This is a genomic window from Pelomonas sp. Root1444, from assembly GCF_001426885.1.
Taxonomy (GTDB): Bacteria; Pseudomonadota; Gammaproteobacteria; order Burkholderiales; family Burkholderiaceae_C; genus Pelomonas.
In genome coordinates, this window is sequence record NZ_LMFP01000011.1 from 261,176 (window position 1) to 280,983 (window position 19,808).

The 19,808-nt window shown below is 70.9% G+C and carries 17 protein-coding genes; 12 read left to right on the top strand and 5 right to left on the bottom strand.

Going from position 1 to position 19,808, the window contains the following annotated elements:
• Positions 1–138: 138 nt before the first annotated feature.
• On the top strand, positions 139–597 hold the full coding sequence (locus ASD35_RS12750) for a co-chaperone YbbN (protein ID WP_056875311.1): 459 nt from the start codon (positions 139–141) through the stop codon (positions 595–597).
• Positions 594–1,778: an MFS transporter gene (locus tag ASD35_RS12755; protein WP_235538335.1), complete on the top strand. Its 1,185-nt coding sequence runs from the start codon at positions 594–596 to the stop codon at positions 1,776–1,778. Before ASD35_RS12750 ends, ASD35_RS12755 begins: the two co-directional genes overlap by 4 nt.
• A 34-nt stretch (positions 1,779–1,812) precedes the next feature.
• Here ASD35_RS12755 and ASD35_RS12760 read toward each other — a convergent pair whose 3' ends face one another.
• A complete protein-coding gene (locus ASD35_RS12760; RefSeq protein WP_056875313.1) occupies positions 1,813–2,028 on the bottom strand; it encodes a hypothetical protein in 216 nt (71 codons plus the stop codon).
• Between the two features lie 163 nt (positions 2,029–2,191).
• Between ASD35_RS12760 and ASD35_RS12765 the strand changes: the two genes are divergently transcribed.
• Positions 2,192–4,816: an excinuclease ABC subunit UvrA gene (locus ASD35_RS12765; protein WP_235538336.1), complete on the top strand. Its 2,625-nt coding sequence runs from the start codon at positions 2,192–2,194 to the stop codon at positions 4,814–4,816.
• A gap of 97 nt (positions 4,817–4,913) precedes the next feature.
• On the opposite strand, the gene ASD35_RS12770 is transcribed toward ASD35_RS12765, so the two are convergent.
• A complete protein-coding gene (locus tag ASD35_RS12770) occupies positions 4,914–5,459 on the bottom strand; it encodes a pyridoxamine 5'-phosphate oxidase family protein (protein WP_056875315.1) in 546 nt (181 codons plus the stop codon).
• Positions 5,460–5,626: 167 nt separating this feature from the next.
• On the opposite strand from ASD35_RS12770, the gene ASD35_RS12775 reads away from it, so the two are divergent.
• The 3 genes from ASD35_RS12775 to ASD35_RS12785 all read left to right on the top strand — a co-directional run bounded on the left by ASD35_RS12775 (position 5,627) and on the right by ASD35_RS12785 (position 8,354).
• Complete coding sequence (locus ASD35_RS12775) at positions 5,627–6,139, top strand: DUF4142 domain-containing protein (RefSeq protein WP_056875316.1); 513 nt, start codon at positions 5,627–5,629, stop codon at positions 6,137–6,139.
• A 173-nt stretch (positions 6,140–6,312) separates the two neighbouring features.
• Positions 6,313–7,056: a proteasome-type protease gene (locus ASD35_RS12780; RefSeq protein WP_056875317.1), complete on the top strand. Its 744-nt coding sequence runs from the start codon at positions 6,313–6,315 to the stop codon at positions 7,054–7,056.
• 194 nt (positions 7,057–7,250) lie between these two features.
• Positions 7,251–8,354, top strand: a complete 1,104-nt coding sequence (locus ASD35_RS12785; protein ID WP_157275526.1) for a PEP-CTERM sorting domain-containing protein — start codon at positions 7,251–7,253, stop codon at positions 8,352–8,354.
• Positions 8,355–8,418: 64 nt separating this feature from the next.
• Here the strand turns inward: ASD35_RS12785 and nadC are convergent, their stop codons facing one another.
• Positions 8,419–9,294 (bottom strand): carboxylating nicotinate-nucleotide diphosphorylase, encoded by an 876-nt coding sequence (gene nadC, locus ASD35_RS12790; RefSeq protein ID WP_056875319.1) that lies wholly within the window; start codon positions 9,292–9,294, stop codon positions 8,419–8,421.
• Positions 9,294–9,992 (bottom strand): fumarylacetoacetate hydrolase family protein, encoded by a 699-nt coding sequence (locus tag ASD35_RS12795; protein WP_056875320.1) that lies wholly within the window; start codon positions 9,990–9,992, stop codon positions 9,294–9,296. The genes nadC and ASD35_RS12795 overlap by 1 nt, the downstream gene beginning before the upstream one ends.
• Positions 9,993–10,044: 52 nt before the next feature.
• Between ASD35_RS12795 and ASD35_RS12800 the strand changes: the two genes are divergently transcribed.
• Positions 10,045–10,896 (top strand): septal ring lytic transglycosylase RlpA family protein, encoded by an 852-nt coding sequence (locus ASD35_RS12800; RefSeq protein ID WP_235538337.1) that lies wholly within the window; start codon positions 10,045–10,047, stop codon positions 10,894–10,896.
• A gap of 4 nt (positions 10,897–10,900) precedes the next feature.
• Here ASD35_RS12800 and ASD35_RS12805 read toward each other — a convergent pair whose 3' ends face one another.
• Positions 10,901–11,650 (bottom strand): SDR family oxidoreductase, encoded by a 750-nt coding sequence (locus ASD35_RS12805; RefSeq protein ID WP_056875322.1) that lies wholly within the window; start codon positions 11,648–11,650, stop codon positions 10,901–10,903.
• A 41-nt stretch (positions 11,651–11,691) separates the two neighbouring features.
• Here ASD35_RS12805 and ASD35_RS12810 point away from each other — a divergent pair, with 41 nt between their 5' ends.
• The 5 genes from ASD35_RS12810 (at position 11,692) to ASD35_RS12830 (ending at position 19,808) form a co-directional block, all read left to right on the top strand.
• Positions 11,692–12,885: a GGDEF domain-containing protein gene (locus ASD35_RS12810; protein ID WP_056875323.1), complete on the top strand. Its 1,194-nt coding sequence runs from the start codon at positions 11,692–11,694 to the stop codon at positions 12,883–12,885.
• A complete protein-coding gene (locus ASD35_RS12815) occupies positions 12,882–14,042 on the top strand; it encodes a diguanylate cyclase (protein WP_056875324.1) in 1,161 nt (386 codons plus the stop codon). Before ASD35_RS12810 ends, ASD35_RS12815 begins: the two co-directional genes overlap by 4 nt.
• Before the next feature lie 212 nt (positions 14,043–14,254).
• Positions 14,255–16,540 (top strand): TonB-dependent siderophore receptor, encoded by a 2,286-nt coding sequence (locus ASD35_RS12820; RefSeq protein WP_056875325.1) that lies wholly within the window; start codon positions 14,255–14,257, stop codon positions 16,538–16,540.
• A 2-nt stretch (positions 16,541–16,542) separates the two neighbouring features.
• Positions 16,543–17,115 (top strand): YfiR family protein, encoded by a 573-nt coding sequence (locus ASD35_RS12825; RefSeq protein WP_056875326.1) that lies wholly within the window; start codon positions 16,543–16,545, stop codon positions 17,113–17,115.
• On the top strand, positions 17,112–19,808 hold the full coding sequence (locus ASD35_RS12830) for a response regulator (RefSeq protein WP_056875327.1): 2,697 nt from the start codon (positions 17,112–17,114) through the stop codon (positions 19,806–19,808). Before ASD35_RS12825 ends, ASD35_RS12830 begins: the two co-directional genes overlap by 4 nt.

Below are 19,808 nucleotides of genomic sequence, written 5' to 3' on the forward strand. Positions count from 1 at the left end.
CCCGCGGACGCCACGCCAATCCACTGCAACCCACCCGCGCAGCAGGCACTTGACAACGTTGTCAGGCCTCATGCAAGATGGCTTGAAACCGCTTTCAAACATCTCAAGACGCGCCCTCCTGACGTAAAAGCCACCACCATGCGCTTCCTTCCCACCGCCCTCCTCCTGACCGCGAGCTTGGCCGTGCACGCCGGCCCACCCGCCATTTACGACGAAGCCGCCGACGCCAAGGCCGCCATCCGCACCATGCTGGCCGAAGCCGAGAAGGCCAAACTGCCGGTGCTGGTGGTGTTCGGCGCCAACTGGTGCGGCGACTGCCGCATGCTGGACGCCACCTTCAAGAGCGGTCCCAGCGCCCCGCTGATCGCCAAGAGCTTCAAGGTCGTCAAGGTGGACGTGGGCCGCTTCGACCGCAACGTCGACATCGCCGAGGGCTACCGGGTGCCGCTGAAGAAGGGCATCCCCGCCGTCGCCGTGCTGTCGCCGCAAGGCAAGCTGCTGTACGCCACCGAAGGCGGCGAACTGGCCGACGCCCGCAAGATGGGCGACCAGGGCGTCTACGACTTCTTCACCCGCGTGACCGCTTCGGCCAAGTGACCCAGCCTGCAGTTCCGTCTGCCGCCGCGGCGTCTGCGGCGGTAGCGCCATCGCTCGCCGGCGCGTCCATCGCGCTGCGCACGCAGTTCTTCGTCATGGGCGTACTGTTCGCCACCTGGGGCGTGCACGTGCCCATCGTCAAGGCCCACTACGGCCTGGGCGAGCAGACGCTGGCCCTGGCCATGCTCGCCAGCGGCGTCGGCGCGTTGGCGGCGCTGGCCTATGCCGGCCGCATCGTCGGCCGCTACGGGCCGCGTGCCGTGGCCGCCGTCATGGGTTGCATCAGCTGCGCGGCGATCGCCGGCCTGGAGGCCTCGACGCAGTACGCGGCGCTGATCGCCGTCATGCTGGTCTTCGGCAGTTTCGGCAGCCTGTTCGACGTGTCCCTGAGCGCCGAGGCCAGCGAGATCGAGCGGCTGTCGGGCAAGCCGATGATGAGCGGCTTCCACGGCATGTTCAGCCTCGGGGGCATGGCCGGCGCCGGCCTCGGCAGCGCCGTACCGGCCCTGGGCCTGAGCCCGGTCAGCCATCTGCTGCTGGCCACCGGCCTGTGCGCCGCCGCCATCCTCGTCGCCAGCCGCGCCATGCTGCCCTTGCCCGAGAAGCAGGCGGAAGCGAAGCAGCCCCTCAGCCTGCCGCGCGGCCCGCTGCTGCTGCTGGGCGTGCTCGCGTCCATGGGCCTGATCGCCGAGGGCGCGATGTACGACTGGAGCGTGCTCTTCATGAAGCAGGAGCGCGCCAGCGACGCCAGCACCGCGGCGCTGGCCTATGCCAGCTTCAGCGCCGCGATGGCGGCCGGCCGCTTCGGCGGCGACTGGGTGCGCGCCCGCCTGGCGCCGCGCCGGCTGCTGCGCGCCAGCGGCGTGCTCGCCGCGGCCGGCATGGCGCTCGCGCTGGCGGTGCCTTCGCCGCTCGTCGCCCTCGCCGGCTTCGCCCTCGTCGGCCTGGGCCTGTCCAACGTCGTGCCCATGCTGTTCAGCGCGGCCTCGCAGGTGCCCGGCGTGTCGCCCGCCCATGGCATCGCCGCCGTCTCGGGCGTGGGCTACCTCGGCATGATGGCCGGCCCGCCGCTGATCGGCCTGGTGGCCGAGCACTCCTCGCTGACCGCGGGGCTGCTGGTCGTCGTCGTGTTTGCGATGTTCATGGCGGTGTCGGCGAAGCGGGCGCTGCGGGGGGCCTGACGCCAACGCCGGGCGCGCAGCCCTGCTTACCGACCTACCGCTTCGTCTTGCGCCGGTTCCGCGGCTGGGCCGCGCCAGTCAGCGCGCCCGTCCAGAAGCTCATCACCTCCTGCGTTGCCTGCGTGATGGCGGCGCTGCCCTGCCGCTTCGCGCTGGCAGCGATCTGACCGCGCGCCTGGCCGGCGGCGGAATGGGCGGCGCTCAGCCACATGCTCATGAACGGGTTCTTCTTCAGCCAGGGATTGGCCATGCGAATCTCCTTGGAGGTTGGCCTGCATGCTGACCCATCCATGAAGGTCCAACGGTCGGACGACGCGGATGCTGACGTAGGCGTACAGGCGCCATAGCCTTCACGGCGCTCACGCCGTCGTCCTACAGGCCAGTGCCATGCCGCAGCGCATATTCATGCCACCGTGAAGAAGCAGCCCCTCCCCACCACGGGCTTCGTGCGCGTCCGCGGCGCGCGCGAGCACAACCTGAAGAACGTCGACGTGGACGTGCCCCGCGATGCGCTGGTGGTGTTCAGCGGCGTGTCCGGCTCCGGCAAATCGTCGCTCGCGTTCGCCACCATCTATGCCGAGGCGCAGCGGCGCTACTTTGAATCCGTCGCGCCCTATGCGCGCCGGCTCATTGACCAGGTCGGCGTGCCGGCGGTGGACTCGATCGACGGACTGCCACCGGCCGTGGCCCTGCAGCAGCAGCGCGGCACGCCCAGCACGCGCTCGTCGGTGGGCAGCGCGACCTCGCTGTCCAGCCTGCTGCGCATGCTGTATTCGCGCGCCGGCCACTACCCGGCCAGGCAGCCCATGCTGTACGCGGAGGACTTCTCGCCCAACACGCCGCAGGGCGCCTGCCCGACCTGCCACGGCCTGGGCCGCGTCTACGAAGTGACCGAGCAGTCCATGGTGCCGGACCCGTCGCTCACCATCCGCGAGCGCGCCGTCGCCGCCTGGCCGCCGGCCTGGCATGGACAGAACCTGCGCGACATCCTCGTCACGCTGGGCCACGACGTGGACAAGCCCTGGCGCGACCTGCCCAGGAAGACGCGCGACTGGATCCTCTTCACCGACGAGCAGCCCACCGTGCCGGTGTACGCCGGCTTCACACCCGCCGAAACGCGCGCCGCGCTGCGCAGCAAGATGGAGCCGAGCTACCAGGGCACTTTCATGGGCGCACGCAAATACGTGCTGCACACCTTCGCGACGACCCAGAGCGCACTGATGAAGCGCCGGGTCTCGCGCTACATGGTGGCCAGCGACTGCCCCGCCTGCCAAGGCAAGCGGCTCAAGCGCGAGGCGCTGTCGGTGACCTTCGAGGGGCTGGACATCGGCGAGCTGTCACACATGCCGCTGCGCAAGCTGGCGGACGTGCTGCGACCGGTGGCGGCGGGCAGCGCGCACGCGGCGGTGCAAGGCCACGGCGTCAGCCGGGCGACGTCCAAGGCGCACACCGCGCAGCGCGTGGCGGCCGGCGGCCATGCGCATGCCGCCGCGCCCGACGTGCGTCGCACGCCCAACCTGTCGGAAGAAAAGCTCATCGCCGCCCAGCGCATCGCGCAGGACATGCTGGCGCGCATCACGACGCTGAACGAACTGGGCCTGGGCTATCTGTCGCTGGACCGCGGCACGCCCACGCTCTCCAGCGGGGAACTGCAGCGGCTGCGGCTGGCCACGCAGATCCGCTCCAACCTGTTCGGCGTCATCTACGTGCTGGACGAGCCCTCCGCCGGCCTGCATCCGGCCGATGGCGAGGCGCTGCTGAAGGCGCTGAAGGACCTGAAGGCTGCGGGCAATTCGCTGTTCATCGTCGAGCACGACCTGGGCCTGATGCGCGAGGCGGACTGGATCGTCGACGTCGGCCCCGAGGCCGGGGAACTGGGCGGCCAGGTGCTCTACAGCGGCCCGCCGGCCGGGCTTCAGGCGGTACCGGCCTCGCGCACGGCCGCCTACCTGTTTCCGCGCCATCACGCGAAACGCCCACCCCGCCGCGCACCGCGTGGCTGGCTCAAGCTCGCCGGCGTCACGCGCAACAACCTGCGCGGTGTCGACGTCGACTTCCCGCTCGGCTGCTTCACCGCCGTGACCGGCATCTCGGGCTCGGGCAAATCCAGCCTCGTCAGCCAGGCACTCGTCGATCTCGTCAGCCAGGCGCTGGGGCATGAACCGCCCGCGCCGGCGGAAGACGACGATGCCGATGAGCCGGCGCGCGAGGTCACGCACGGCCGCATTGCCGCCGGCGCCGAGCACATCCGCCGCCTCGTACAGGTGGACCAGAAGCCCATCGGCCGCACGCCGCGCTCCAACCTCGCCACCTACACGGGCCTGTTCGACCACGTGCGCAAGCTCTTCGCCGCCACGCCTGCGGCGCGCGCCAAGCGCTTCGACGCCGGCCGCTTCTCGTTCAACGTCGCCAAAGGCCGCTGCGAGACCTGCGAAGGCGAGGGCTTCGTCAGCGTGGAACTGCTGTTCATGCCCAGCGTCTACGCCCCCTGCCCCGCCTGCCACGGCGCGCGCTACAACGAGGCGACGCTGAAGGTGCTGCTGCGCGACAAGAGCATCGCCGACGTGCTGCGCATGACGGTGGACGAGGCGCTGGCCTTCTTTGCCGGGGACGCGGCGCTGTCCCGGCCGCTGGCGCTGCTGCAGCAGATCGGGCTTGGGTATCTGCGGCTGGGCCAGCCCGCGACCGAACTGTCAGGCGGTGAGGCCCAGCGCATCAAGCTGGCAACCGAGCTGCAGCGGGCGCAGCGCGGCAACACGCTGTACGTGCTGGACGAACCGACGACCGGGCTGCATCCGTCGGATGTGGACAAGCTGCTGGTGCAATTGAACGGCCTGGTGGATGCGGGCAACACGGTCGTCGTCGTCGAGCACGAGATGCGCGTCGTGGCGGCGTGCGACTGGGTGATCGACGTCGGGCCTGGGGCGGGAGAAGACGGTGGGACGATGGTGGCCCGCGGCGCGCCGGAAGACGTGGCGGGCGCGAAGGCGGGCCGGACGGGGCCGTACCTTGCGCGGGAGCTGGGCGTGGGCGAGTGAGCGTGGATCGAGCAGGGGCGGAATGCTCGTCATCGGCGCAGGCCGATCCCCGGCCTGCGCAGCGTCATCCGCCCCAAACGCCACGGACCGCTCTGTGTCAGAGCTTCAGGTTGCCGTGCACGCCTTCATCGACCCGCTGGCCGGTGATGGCGCCGAACAGCATCTTGATGCCGGCGACGGCGCTGCCGTGGCGGTTGTCCCAGTACTCGCCACTGACGGGATCGACCCGCAGCAGGCTGATGCGCGGGTCGTTCTCGCCCTCGGTGAACCAGGCCCGCAGCTTCGGGCTCCAGAGCCGGTGGATGGTGGCTTGGTCGGTCACGATGGTCGTGGTGCCGTCGAGCTTGAGATGGCCGGCGTTGTCGCCCTCCTTGAAAAACAGCGTGACGCGCGGGTCGCGGTCCAGTTCGATGTTCTTCAGGCTGTCGACCTCGGTGAAGAACCACAGCACGCCGCCCTCTTCGACCTCGGTCACTGTCATGGGCCGCGCGTGCAGTTCGGACGACATGCTGAATGTGCAGAAAAAGCAGCTGTCGCCCGCCGCGACCAGGTCGGCGATCTTGCGGGCAGCCGCCGGGCCGCTCAGGTCTTGCTCGGTGCTGGACTCGTTGTCGGACGGTGTGCCGCGGGTGGCGTCTTGCATTTCGGCTCCTTCGGTTGCGTTGGGCCTCAGCGTAGGCAGGGCCGGCGGAGCGGGATGTCGGCCTGCATGACGGGACGCTGTCGGAACGCGCCGGGCCGCTCTCCTGCGGCCGCGGGCATGCGGGTTGCCTGTGCTGTCCCCTCAACCACTGACGCTCAGGAGTCACCATGCACACTGCCCAACGTTTCATGAGCACCACCCTGCTGGCCGCAGCCGCCATGTTCACCGTGCATGCGCACGCGCTGTCCGACGAGGCGTTCATGAAGGATGCCGCGCAGGCCGGCGCAGCCGAGATCGAGGCCAGCAAGCTGGCGACGACCAAGGCCCGCAATGCCGACGTGAAGGCATTCGCCACGACGATGATTGCCGACCACACCAAGGTCGCCGACGAACTGAAGGCGCTGGCCGCGACGAAGAACGTGACGCTGCCCGACGGCCCTTCGGTCAAGCAGAAGGCCGAGCTCAAGCTGATCGACGCGGGCGACGATGACAAGTTCGACGAGCGCTATGCCAAGAACTTCGGCATCAAGGCGCACGAAGACACCATCAAGCTGTTCGAGAAAGCCTCGCGCGAAGCCAAGGACGCCGAAGTGAAGGCCTGGGCGCAGAAGACGTTGCCCGGCCTGAAGCACCATCTCGAGATGGCCAAGGCACTGCCGGTCAACGCAGCCAAGAAGTAAGCCTGGCCCGCCCTGCCGCGACGGACTGCAGGCGTCGCGGCAAGGCGTCGCTGCCATGCTGGGGCGATGGTCGCCTGACGGACGTTCCGGCTCATGAAGCACGCGTCCTGCTGAAGGACGCCGGCGCGCACCGGCGACCATAATCGACCCAGCTGTTTCGCCAGGATCTCCCCATGACCTACTGCGTCGCGATGCGCCTGCGTGCGGGCCTGCTGTTCGCCTCCGACACCCGCACCAACGCGGGCATCGACCACATCGCCAGCTTCCGCAAGATGCACCAGTTCCAGATCCCGCACCAGCGCGAGATCGTCGTACTGACCGCGGGCAACCTGGCCACGACCCAGTCCGTCATCTCGCTGCTGAATCAGCGCCTGCAGGGCGAAGGCGACCACCTGCTCAAGGTGCCCACCCTCTACGACGCCGCGGTGCTGCTGGGCCGGACGGTGCGCGAGGTCATCGAGCGTGACACCGACCCCCATGACCGACGCAGCAGCGTCGACTTCGGCGCCAACTTCCTGATCGGCGGCCAGATCAAGGGCGAGGGACCGCGCCTCTTCCATGTCTACCCGCAGGGCAATTTCATCGAGGCCACCGAGGACACGCCGTACTTCCAGATCGGGGAGAGCAAATACGGCAAGCCCATCATCGACCGCGTCGTCAACTACGAGACGACACCGCTGGACGAAGCCGCCAAATGCACGCTCGTCAGCTTCGACTCGACCATCCGTTCCAACCTGTCGGTCGGCTTGCCCATCGACATGCTGATGCTGCGCGCCAACCAGTTCGAGATGGCCATGAAACCGCCGCACCGCATCGGGCGCGACGACCCCTACTTCCTGGCGCTGCGCAACGGCTGGAGCGCGGGGCTGCGCAAAGTCTTCGACGACCTGCCCAACGAGCCCTGGTTCGACGCCTGAGCCCGGCATTGCCAAGCCAGACTTCGCGAAACGCGAATGGCCGCGGCGTTTTCGACGTCTTTTACCAGTCGGGTTATTTGACAGCGCGACGCCGCCGTCGTTGGCAAGTCGTTCGGAATCAATAGCTTAGCGCTTCTGGCGCAGCAAATGCTCATATCTGATCGCAGAGGTCATCTTTGCGTAAGGGGCGAAGCATGAAGAAAATTCCCTACATCATTCGAGTGACGAGCCTGCTGGCCCTCACTCTCGGGGCTGGCGCGGCGATGGCTGCACCTCTGCCCACCTATTCACCCACCTACCCATCGCCGAACTCGGCCTGCGCGACCGTCGGCAATTTCGTGTCCTGTTCGACGACGGTGCTGGACTATCTGGCGTCCAAGAACTACGCCGGCTTCACCGGCCCGTACTCTTTCGCTGCCAGCCAGGGCTCGTTGCTCGACACCATCGTCGTCACGGCCAACAACGGCAACATCCTGAACAACGGCGATCAGGTCAATCCGTCCGAGAACGGCTTCTCGACGAACAACGGCGGCAACAAGAAGTACTTCTTCACCGGTGACAACAACGACCCGACCAACAACGGCGGTCTGGCGGGCGACACACCGTACAGCTGGGACATCGGCCTGGCGGCGCTGAACCAAAAGCTCACCTTCGACGGCGCCTACCACCAGATGGGCATCGCCTTCGACTTCAACAACCCGCAGAACAGCACCGCCAGCCTGCCGATCTGGGCGCTGGTCACCGTGCGCGACCTCGACGGCAACCTGGCCAACAAGTATTTCGAGACGCAGGCGCTGGACCTCGCCAACCTCTTCAAGGACCCGGCGCTCTACGTGTCCGACAAGACCTTCGACGGCACCGGCGTGACGACGCCGGGCGCGGACGATTTCGCGCTGACGGTGGGCGCGGTGTGCGTGAAGAGCGCCACGGTGTCCTACCCCTCGCCCGACGGCACCAGTTGCCCGGACGGCGGCGACCTCGTCAACACCAACCGCGCCTCCAACGAGGTCGAGTTCATCAACTACCTGCCGACACTGGACGCCCAAGGCCTGCAAGCCCAGGGCTATGACGTGATGTCCGTGCAGGTCTGGATGGGCTGCTTCAACACCGGAGACCGGGGCGCGGGCCCGGCGCTGCTGAACAACGGCTCCGTCGGCCCCTGCGACACCGGCGGCTATGGCGACATCTTCCTGCTGGCCGGTGCCGCCGTGCCCGGCACCAACCTGCCGGAGCCCGCGACGCTGGCGCTGACGCTGCTGGCGCTGGGTGGCATGGCCGCACGCGGCCGCCGTCGCTGAAGCCCATCAGACCGGCAAAAGAAGCGGCGCCCTCGGGCGCCGTTTCTCATCGCAGCCCGCCCGCTCAGGCCGGCCCGAGCACCCGCATGGAGTAGTCGACGGCCTTCACATCCTTGGTCAGCCGGCCGATGGAGATGCGGTCGACGCCGGTCGCGGCGATCCAACGCAGCTGGTCCAGCGCGACGCCGCCCGACACCTCCAGCAGCGCGCGGCCGGCGTTGAAGGCCACGGCCTCGCGCATCTGCGCCTCGCTGAAGTTGTCCAGCAGCACGCTCACGGCGCCGGCGGCCAGCGCCTCGCGCAGCTGGTCGAGGGTTTCGACCTCGACCTGGATGTCCACGCCCGCGCCTTCCTGCCGATTGAGCGCCTGCGCCGCACGCAGCGCCTGGCCCACGCCGCCGGCCGCGGCGATGTGGTTCTCCTTGATGAGGATGCCGGCATACAGCGCGAGGCGCTGGTTGTGCCCGCCGCCGATGCGCACCGCGTACTTCTGCGCCAGCCGCAGGCCGGGGATGGTCTTGCGGGTGTCGAGGATGGCGCAGCCGTTGGCGTTCGGGCTGGCTCCCGCCACGGCGTCGACATGGGCGCGCGTGATCGTGGCCGTGCCGGACAGCAGCTGCAGGAAGTTCAGGGCCGGGCGCTCGGCGGAGAGCAGCGCCCGGCCGTCGGCCTCAATGCGGCAGGCGATGCTGTCCGCCGTCATCACCGCACCTTCGGCGTAGAGCCAGTCGATGCGGCTGGTCGTGTCGAGCGCGGCGAACACGCCGTCGAACCAGTCCCGTCCGCACAGCACCGCCTGCTCGCGCACCCGCACCTGGGCGGTGACGCGGCGACCGGCCGGCACCAGCTGCGCAGTCCAGTCGCAGTGGCCGATGTCCTCGGCCAGCGCCTCGCGGATGTTGCGGGCGCGGGCCTGTTCCAGCGTTTCTTCCGTGAACATCACTCGGCCGGCCCCACCGTCAGCGTGATCTCGCCCAGGCCTTCGATGCGGCCGGTGAGCACGTCACCCGCCACGACGGCACCCACGCCGGCCGGCGTGCCGGTGTAGATCAGGTCGCCCGGGTACAGGCGGAAGAGGTGGGACAGGTTGGAGACGATCTCGGCCTGGTTCCAGATCATGTCGGCCAGGTCGCCATGCTGCTTCTCGACACCGTTGACGGCCAGCGTGATGGCACCCTTCTCCAGCAGGCCGACGTCGGCCACGCGCACGATGTCACCGAGGATGGCGGATTGGTCGAATCCCTTGGCCGTGTCCCAGGGCTTGCCGGCCGCCTTGGCCGCGGCCTGCAAGTCGCGGCGTGTCATGTCCAGGCCCGGGGCATAGCCCCAGATGGCGGCCCTGGCCGCTTCGGGCCGCAGCTTGAACACCGGCGCGCCGATGGCGATCACCAGCTCCATCTCGTAGTGGTAGTTCGCCGTCTCGGTCGGGTAGGGCACCGTCGAGCCCGAGGATGTCAGCGCCGTGGCCGGTTTGGTGAAATAGAACGGCGGCTCGCGCGTCGGGTCGGCGCCCATCTCGCGGGCATGATCCGCATAGTTGCGGCCGACGCAGTAGATGCGGCGGACCGCGTAACGCGCGTCCGTGCCGCGCACGGCGGCACTGGGAATCTCGGCCGGAGGGAAGACGAAGTTGCTCATGGCATGGCATCGACGATGGAAAGACAGCGCGCAGCATACTGGCCCCGCCCTGGTGGCCCTGCTGTGTGCGGCACTGCTGGGCGGCTGCGCCACCCGCTCGCCGGCGCCGGCGGAACGCGATGGGCCACTGCCCAACCCGCCGGCCGACCTGGCCCGCACGCCCGACGCCGTGCCGCAGCTGGAGCGCATCCGCATCGGCGGCCCCAACAAGCCGTATGAGGTGCTGGGCGAGCGCTACGAGCCGCTGGCGGGCGACGTCGCCTATGCCGACCGCGGCCTGGCGTCCTGGTACGGCCGCAAGTTCCATGGCCGCCCGACGGCCAGCGGCGAGGTCTACAACATGTATGCGATGACGGCCGCGCACCCGACGCTGCCCATCCCCAGCTACGCCCGCGTGCGCAACCCGGCCAACGGCCGCGAGGTCATCGTGCGCGTCAACGACCGCGGCCCCTTCCACAAGGGCCGCATCATCGACCTGAGCTACACGGCGGCGCTCAAGCTCGACGTGCTGCGCGGCGTCACCCCGGTCGAGGTCAGGCGCATCACCTACGCCGAGATCCGCGCCGGCAACTGGCAAAAGCCCGCCGGCGAGCCGACGCCCGTCTTCGTGCCCGACACACCGCCCGGCGCGCCGCAGCGCGAGACGACGGCCACCGTGGCCGACGGCGGCATGAACTACTGGCTGCAGTTCGGCGCCTTCGCCAAGCTGGACGCTGCCGAGGGCCTGCGCCAGCGTGTGGCCGAGGCCGACCTGAGCCTGCTGCCCCTGCTCACCATCGTGCGCGAAGCCGGGCTGCACCGGCTGCGCGCCGGGCCCTTCCCGAACGCCGAAGAGGCACGCGCGACCGCCGCGCGGCTGGCCGAGGAAGGTGGCGTGGCGTCCACGTTGGTGGAAAAGCGCTAGCCAACTACCGGCCGCCCGCCACGTCCAGCAGCGCGCCCACCGTGTAGCTCGCCGCGTCGGAAAGCAGCCAGGCAATCGCCTCGGCGATCTCCTCCGGCCTGCCCAGGCGCTGGATGGGGAGGGTGGACGCGGCGGCGCTGGCGTCCATGCCGCTGCGGGCATGGATGTCGGTCTCGATGATGCCCGGCCGCACGCCGTTGACGCGAATGCCCTCGCCGATGAGCTCCCGCGCGAGCCCCTTGGTCAAGGTGTCGATGGCGCCCTTGGTCGCCGCATAGTCGACATAGATGCCGGCCGAGCCGAACTCGGCCGCCCGCGAGCTGACGTTGACGATGGATCCGCCCGCGCCGCCGCGCGCCGTGCTCATGCGCCGCGCCGCCTGCTGGCAGCACAGCAGCGTGCCGATGACGTTCACGTCGAAGAGGCGTCGCCAGCGGTCCGTCGTCATCGTGGCCAGCCGGGCCGCGGGCGCCACGATGCCGGCGTTGTTGACCAGGCCGGCCAGGCGCCCGCCGGCGGTGTCCAGCCGTTCGAACATGGCCGCCACCTGCGCCTCGTCGGCCACGTCGGCCTGCAGCGTCAGCGCGCGGCGGCCCAGAGCGTGCAATCTGCCCGCCAGCGCCTCGGCCGCGGCGCTATCCTGTGCGTAGTTGATGGCCACGTCCCAGCCGGCCTCGGCGCAACGCAGGGCCGTTGCCGCGCCGATGCCGCGCGAGCCCCCGGTGATCAAGACCCAATCCGCCATGGCCGGCATTGTGGCCTTGCCCGAAAGGCGGGCGGCATTCCCTGAGCTGCATGGAATTTCTCGACGTCCCGACGGTCCTCAAGGTCAGCGCCCTCTTCAACCTGATGGCGGCGCTGGCCTGGCTGGTGCTCGCGCAGACCTTCCGCATCGCGCCGCGCGCCGGCCGGCTGATGGCGGCGGGTCATCTCGTGCGCATCGCGTCGCAGGGCTGCGGCGACTGCATGGTCGGCTGGCCCGCACTGCTGCGCCAGGCCGTCCCCGAGTTCGGCCTGCTGGCCTGCACCGTGCTGCTGCTGCTGGCCCTGCGCCGCATGCTGCGCAGCCGCCGGCGCCCGCGCGACATCGCCTGGGTCGGCGGCCTGGGCGCCCTGGGCATCACGGCCGGCCTGGCCAGCGGCTCGGGCCTGCTGCCGCAGCTGGCCAGCACCGCCAGCGCCACGGTGCTGGCGCTGCTGGCCGTGCGTGAGGTCGTGCGCGGCATCGGCCAGCAGCTCTCGCGCCCGGTCACGCTCTGCACGACGCTGCCCTTCGCGGCCATGGCCGCGCTGGGCATCGGCCACGGCGCCGAGTTGCTGCTCGTACCCGGCTGGGACGGCCATGTCCTCAACGGCGAATGGCCCACGCCGGCGCGTGCCGTCCTGTGGCTGAGCGTCACGGCCAGCATCACGCTGAGCCTGATCGCGCTGATGATCTGGCGCGTCATCACGCGCATCCAGCACCTGACCTACCGCGACCCGCTGACCGGCGCGCTCAACCGCCGCGCCTTCGAGCAGGCGCTCGGCCAGGCGCAGGCCCAGTTGCAGCGCGGCCATGGCTTTGCGCTGGCCATGATCGACATCGACCACTTCAAGCACATCAACGACGCGCACGGCCACCAGGCCGGCGACGCGGCGCTGCAGCATTGCGTGCGCCTGTGGCAGGCGGAACTGCGCGAGGTGGACCGCCTGGGCCGCCTGGGCGGTGAGGAGTTCTGCGCGCTGCTGCCGCTGAGCGCACCGGCCGACCTGCAGACCGCCGCGGCCGTGGCGGAACGCCTGCGTACCCGCCTCGCTGCCGCGCCGCTGCACTGGAAGGGCATGGCGCTGCCGCTGTCGGCCAGCTTCGGCGTGGCCCTGCCCGCGGCCGGCGACGCCGCGGGCGAGATCGGCCTGGCCCGGGCCGACGCCGAGCTCTACCGCGCCAAGACCGAAGGCCGCAACCGGGTCTGCGTGGCGACGCCCCTGGGCGCGATGGCGGCCGCATGATCACGCCCGCCCAGACGCAGACGCTGCTTGCGGCCATCATCTTCATCGCCGGGATGGCGGCGCTGGTGTGGGTGGCCCTGGCGCTGGTTGCCCGCATCGCGCCGCGCGCCTCGCTGGCCATGGCCTGCGCGAACGGCGCTGCCGCCGTGGCGCTGCTGCTGCATGCGCTGCGCGGCGTGCTGCCCGATGCGCTGGCCTACTGGCCCGGCGACGTGCTGGCCGTCGCCTCGTTCGCACTGCTGGGCGCGGCCGTGCCCGGCATCACGACGCGCCAGCTGGTCTGGAAGCCCGGCGCCGCCGTCGTCGCGGCCACTGCCCTGCTGCTGCTGGCCCTGCCCTACGACGGCGACCTGCGCTGGCAGGCCCGCGTCGTCAACACGGTCGGCGCCGGCCTCACGCTGGCAGCCGGCATCGCGGCCTGGCGCGGCCTGGGCCGCACCGCCAAGGGCCACCGCACGCCGGCGCCGCTGGCGCTGCCGCTGATCTTCATCGCGTTGATGATGGCCGCGCGCTGCGTGGAGAGCTTCATCCAGCCGGGCAGCACGCCGGACCTGCGCGAGCCGACCGAGTTCAACCACGTGTTCCTGTGGACGGCGCTGGTGCTGACGCTGCTGCAGAACGCGACGCTGGCCTTCCTCGTCATGATGCGGCTCATCCTGCGCATCGAGCGCCTGCTGGAGCGCGACCCGCTGACCGACACGCTGAACCGCCGCGCCTTCGACCAGGCGCTGGAGCATGCCCACGCCTGGCTGCAGCGCGGCCGTGGCTATGCGCTGGTGATGATCGACATGGACCGCTTCAAGCAGCTCAACGACACGCTGGGCCACGCCGCCGGCGACGCCGCGCTGCGCCAGATGGTGCGCGAGCTGCAGCCCTGCGTGCGCGAGGTCGATCGCTTCGGCCGACTGGGCGGCGAGGAATTCGGCGTGCTGCTGCCCGACACCGACATCGCCGGCGCGGCGCTGGTGGCAGAGCGCATGCGCGCGCTGGTCGACATGACGCCGCTGCGCTGGCTGGAGCAGGACTGGCCGCTGAGTGCCAGCTTCGGCATCGCCGAGGCCGAGCGCGGTGACGCCAGCGCGGACGCGGTGCTGGCCCGGGCCGATGCGGCCATGTACCGCGCCAAGAGCCAGGGCCGCAACGTCGTGCAGGCCTGAGAGGGCGGGCGGCGCCGTCGGCGCACCGGCACATTCCTTGCGCAACCGCAAATGCAGCACGGGAAGTGGCCCGGCGCGCCGGTCGCCAGGCGAGGCGCAGGACTAGACTGCGCGCAAACACGCCCCACGGAATCGAGTGATCGATGGACGACGACCGGGCCAGAGCACAGGAGACAGGCATCCGCAGGCTTGCAGGCGGCGCGGTGCGGCTGATGCTTTGGGCCGCGGGCTCCGCCGCCGCCGTGGCGGCACCGGCCGAGAGCCCGGGCGTGGCCGACCTGGACATCGCCGAACTGGTCCGTGTGCGGCTCTCGCCGTTCGACGTCGCCGCCAACCTCGACCGCGGCTACCTCGCGGCACACGCGGTGTCGGCCTCCCGCTTCGACGCCCCGATCCGCGAGCTGCCGTTCGCCGTGCAGGCCTTCAACGAGGCCTTCATCCGCGACCAGAAGCCGCAGGGGCTGTTCGACGTGGCACGCTACTCGCCCGGCGTGACCTACCGCAGCAACGACTTCAACGAAGGCAGCGCCAACCTGGCGATCCGCGGCTTCGCGGTCAGCCAGGTGCCCGGCGCGCACCAGGTGCTGCGCGACGGCTTCGTCGGCCCGTCGGTCTTCGATCTGACCAGCGCCGCCCGGATCGAGATCGTCAAGGGGCCGTCCTCCTTCCTGTACGGCCAGGTGGCGCCTGGCGGCATCGTCAACGTCATCTCGAAAAGCCCGCTGCCCAAGCCGTTCGCCGAGCTGGAGCTCGGCGTCGGCTCCTACGGCCGTTACCGCGTCGCGGCGGACGCGGGCACACCGCTGGGGCCGGACCTCGCGCTGCGCGTCGTCGCGGCCCACGACCAGGACATCCACTACTGGTACCCCTACGACGCCCACACCTCCACGGTCGCACCGTCGCTGCGCTGGACGCCCGACCGCCGCGTCAGCGTGACGCTCAAGGCCGAGCAGTACCGCAAGATCGAGTCCCCGCAGCTGATGCAAAAGCCCGCCTACGGGCGGCAGGCCGGGCTCGTGCCTACCGAGGCCGACCCCAACCTGGTCGGCGTCAGCGTCCCCGGCCTGCCCGACGACTGGAACAGCATGTCCGACGTCGACTACCGGCGCAGCGACAGCACCGGCGCCAGCGCCTGGGTCGACATCGAAGCCAGCGAGCACTGGCATCTGCGCGCCGGCTACTCGCGGCTGCGCTTCGAGGTCGACGCGCTGTTCTCCGGCAACCTGGGCATGGCAAACAACACGACTTTTCTGCAAGGCCGCCGCCTGCGCCGGCAGGACTACACCAACCATGCCGAGTCGTTCGCGGTCGACGGCGTGGGCCGGTACCGCTTCGACGGCGCCAGCCTGCGGCTGCTGCTGGGCGCGCAGACGCTGAGGCGGCGCTTCGACAATACGGCGGGCCAGGCCCCCAACGACCCGGCGCTGGGCAGCAACCCGACCGCCTCGCCGCTGCCGCTGTGGGACCTGCGCGACCCGGCGACGTGGAACCGGCATGTGGACATCCCGCTCGGGACGCTGACCGAGAGCCGCGCCGACGGACGCCTGCACCAGGTCGACCGCTCGGCCCACGCCGGCGCGACGCTCGGGCTGCTGGGCGACGACCTGCTGCTGCTGGCCGGCCTGCGCTACACGGCCGCGCGCGCCCAGCTCGACGACCGCCTGGCCGGGACGACGCAGCCCTTCTCCACGCACGAGGTGACGCCGCAGTACGGCGCCCTGCTGCGGCTGACGCCCGAGTGGTCGCTGTTCGCGTCCTATGCGCGCTCCTTCGTGCCGGTGGCGCAGCTGCTCAACCGGCCCGACGGCACGCGGGCGCCCGCCCTGCCCACGCGCGGCAGCGGCTGGGACCTGGGCGTCAAGGCCGAACTGCTGGGCGGCCGCGCGACGGCCACGGCGACCGTCTTCGACCTGCGCAACCGCAACGCCGTCAACGACCTGGCGCAGACCGACAGCGCGGGCAACATCACCATCTACAACGTGCAGAGCGGCCAGCAGCGCTCGCGCGGCTTCGAGGTCGACGCGACCCTGCTGCCGGCCGCGGGCTGGCAGGTCTACCTGGCCTACAGCCGCATCGATGCCCGCATCGTCGAGTACGGCGGCAACGACGCCGCGCTGCTGGCGCGCGACCCGGCCACGCTGACCACCGCCGAGCGCGTCAACTACAAGAACGCCCGCCTGCTGCACGGCGCGCGGCTGCAGATGAGCGCGCCGCACCTGTTCAATGTCTGGTTGCGGCACGACTTCGCGGGCGGCCTCTACCTGGCCGGCGGCGCACACGTCGTGCGCGACCAGACGCTGCTGCCCGACAGCCCCGCGTCGTCGCGGCAGAGCTATGGCCTCGTCGACGCGCTGGCGGGCTACGCCTGGACCGGCGGCGGGCGGCGCATGAGCGTCGAGCTGTCCGGCAAGAACCTGCTCGACGAGCACTACCGCCCCTCGCAGAGCACGCGCTCGCGGCCCCGCGAATTCCTGCTGGCGTTCAGGACGGCCTGGTGACGATGGCCGCCCGGATCGTCGGACGCGCCGCCACGCTGGCGGCGCTGGCCTGCGCGTTCGGCGTGCCGGCTGGCGCGCAGTCCACGCTCGTCGAGCGCCAGTCCAAGGTCGAGGCGGCCTTCCTGCGCAACTTCGCCCGCTATGTCAGCTGGCCCGCGCAGGCCTTCACCGACGAAAGCGGGCCGTGGAACGTCTGCGTCATCGACGACAACCATTTCGACGCCTCGCTGGAGCAGACCTTCCAGGGTCGGCTCGAGCAGGGCCGGCCCTTCGCCGTGCGGCGTGCCGTGTCGCCCGAGGCGCTGTCCAGTTGCCACATCGTCTTCGTGGGCGGCGTGAGCCCGGCGCTGCGCCGCGCCGCGCTGACGCAGGTGCGCGGCCGCCCGGTGCTGACCGTCGGCAACACGCCGGACTTCCTCGCCGAAGGCGGCGTCGTGCGCCTGCTGGCGGGCGAGCGCATCGAGATGAGCATCAACCTCGACCAGGCCCGCCGCGCCTCGCTGGGCATCCCGGCCAAGCTGCTGGAGGTGTCCAACGAGGTGATAGAGAACGGCAGCCTGCGGAGGCTCAGGTGACTACCGCCCGGCCGCGCATCCGCAGCGTGCTGATGATGACGCTGTTCATCACCGCGGCGCTGGCCTTCGTCGCAGGCGCGGGCGGCCTGGTGCTGGTGCAGCGGGTGACGCTGGAGCAGCGCGCCCGCGAGCAGGTCGAGCCGCTGGCGCAGCTGGTGGCCGTCGGTGCGGAGTCGGCCGTGGCGTTTGCAGATGCTCAGCGCGCGCAGGAGATCCTGGACTCGCTGCGGCGCAACCCGCTGGTGCTGTCGGCCGAGCTTCGGCTGGCCGATGGCCGCGTGCTGGCGCGGCTGCCGGCCGGCGCGCCACAGCGTCCCGCGGAGGCCGGCCGGGCCGAGCCGGGTTTCAGGCTGCTCACCGAGCGCGGCGCGGCCGAGTTCGTGCACGCGCTCGACGGCGACGCCCGGCTCGTGCTGGTCACCAGCCTGGCCGAGCTGCAGCGCCAGAACCTGGCCGGCCTGACGGCCTTCGGCGCCGCGCTGGTGCTGCTGCTGGGGGCCGTGGCCATGGGCCTGCTGTGGGCGCTGCAACGCTCGATAGGCCGGCCGATCGCCACGCTGGCCGCGGCGGTGGACGAGGTGCGCGTCGGCGCCGACTACGACCGGCGCGTGCCCGTCGAGGGCGCCGACGAGCTGGCCCGGCTGGGCGAGGGCTTCAACGCGATGATGGGCGCGCTGCACGAGCGCGACGCCGAGTTGCGCCGCCAGCACATGGCGCTGGAGGACACGGTCCGCCAGCGCACCGACGAACTCCGCCAGGCGCGCGACGCGGCCGAGGCCGCCAGCCTCGCCAAGAGCGCGTTCGTCGCCAACATGAGCCACGAGATCCGCACGCCGATGAACGCCATCATCGGCATGTCGGGCCTCGCGCTGGAAGGCGCGCTGCCGGCCCGCGAGCGCAGTCACGTGCAGAAGGTCAACCGGGCGGCGCAGTCGCTGCTCACCATCCTCAACGACATCCTCGACTTCTCCAAGATCGAGGCCGGCAAGCTGGTCGTCGAGGAGCTGCCCTTCGACCTCGCCGAGGTGCTGGACAACCTCGCCACGATGGTGGGCGCGCAGGCCCAGGTCAAGGGGCTGGAGCTGCTGTTCAGCGAGGACGGCGACCCGCCGATGCACCTCACGGGGGACCCGGTGCGGCTGGGGCAGGTGCTGCTGAACCTGACGAGCAACGCCATCAAGTTCACCGACCACGGCGAGGTGCAGGTGGCGGTCGCCGTGGCGGCACGCGAGCGCACCCGGGTGGCGCTGCGCTTCGAGGTCAGCGACACCGGCATGGGCATTTCTGACGAGCTCCGGCAGCGGCTGTTCGAACCCTTCGAGCAGGCCGACGCGGCCACCAGCCGCCGCCACGGCGGCACGGGGCTGGGGCTGACGATCAGCCGGCAGCTCGTCCACCTGATGGGCGGCGATCTCGCTGTGGACGGCGCTCCGGGCGGCGGCAGCCGCTTTTCGTTCACGCTGAGCCTGCCGGTGCTGCCCGACGCGCTGACCGCGGCGCCGGCGGCCGCATGGCCCGGCCGGCGCGCGTTGGTCGTCGACGACAACGCCAAGGCACGCCAGTTGTTCGCCGCGACGCTGGCACGCAGCGGCATGCAGGTCGACATCGCCGGCAGCGGCGCGCAGGCGCTGGAGCGCGCAGCCCAGGGGCCGGCCTACGACCTCGTCGTGCTGGACCACCGCATGCCCGGCATGGACGGGTTGGCATGCGCGCGGCGGCTCGCGGCCGCGCCTGGCCGGGCGCCGGCCGTGGTGCTGCTGACCGACGCGTCGCCCGAGCCAACGGAACCGCGCATGGCGTCGCTGGCGGTGTCCGTGGTGTTGAACAAGCCGATGACGCCGCGCGCCTTGCTGGACGCCTGCACCGAGGCCCTGGGGGGCGGCACGCGGGCCACCGCTGCGGAGCGACCGGTCGCCGCGCCCAACGGCGGCGTGTGGCTGGACCACGCACGCCTGCTGCTGGTGGAGGACAACGAGATCAACCGCGAGCTGGCCGCCGAGCTGCTCAGCCGGATCGGCGTCAGCGTGGACATGGCCCGCAACGGTCGCGAGGCGCTGGAGCGGCTGGAAGCCGCCGACTACGACGCCGTGCTGATGGACTGCCAGATGCCCGAGATGGACGGCTTCGAGGCCACGCAGCGGCTGCGCCAGCAGCCGCGGTGGCGCGACCTGCCGGTCATCGCGATGACCGCCAATGCGATGCTGGGCGACCGCGAGCGGGCGCTGTCCGCCGGCATGAACGACCACGTCGCCAAGCCCATCAACGTGGCGCACCTGTACGCCACCATCGCCCGCTGGGTGAGGCCGCGTGACGCACAAGCCGGCAGCGTTTCCACACGCCCGCCCGCCATCGACCTGGCCGGCGCGATGGCGCAGCTGGGCGGCGACGCCGCGCTGCTGCGGCGCGCGCTGGACAGCTTTGCCGAGCGGTACCGGGACTTCGGGCACGACTTCGACACCGCGCGTCGCGCGGGCGACGTGGCGGCGCTGCGGCGCATGGGGCACGACCTGCAGTCGCTGGCCGGCACATTCGGCATGCGCGCGCTGCGCGAGGCCGCGCAACGGCTGGAGCAGGCCTGCGCGGACGGGCTGCCTGGGGACGGCATCGACCCGCTGCTGCGCGACGTGACCGCCGCGCTGGAGCCGGCGATCGCCGCCATCGCGTCAACGTCCGGCGAGCTGCCGCGCCCCTGA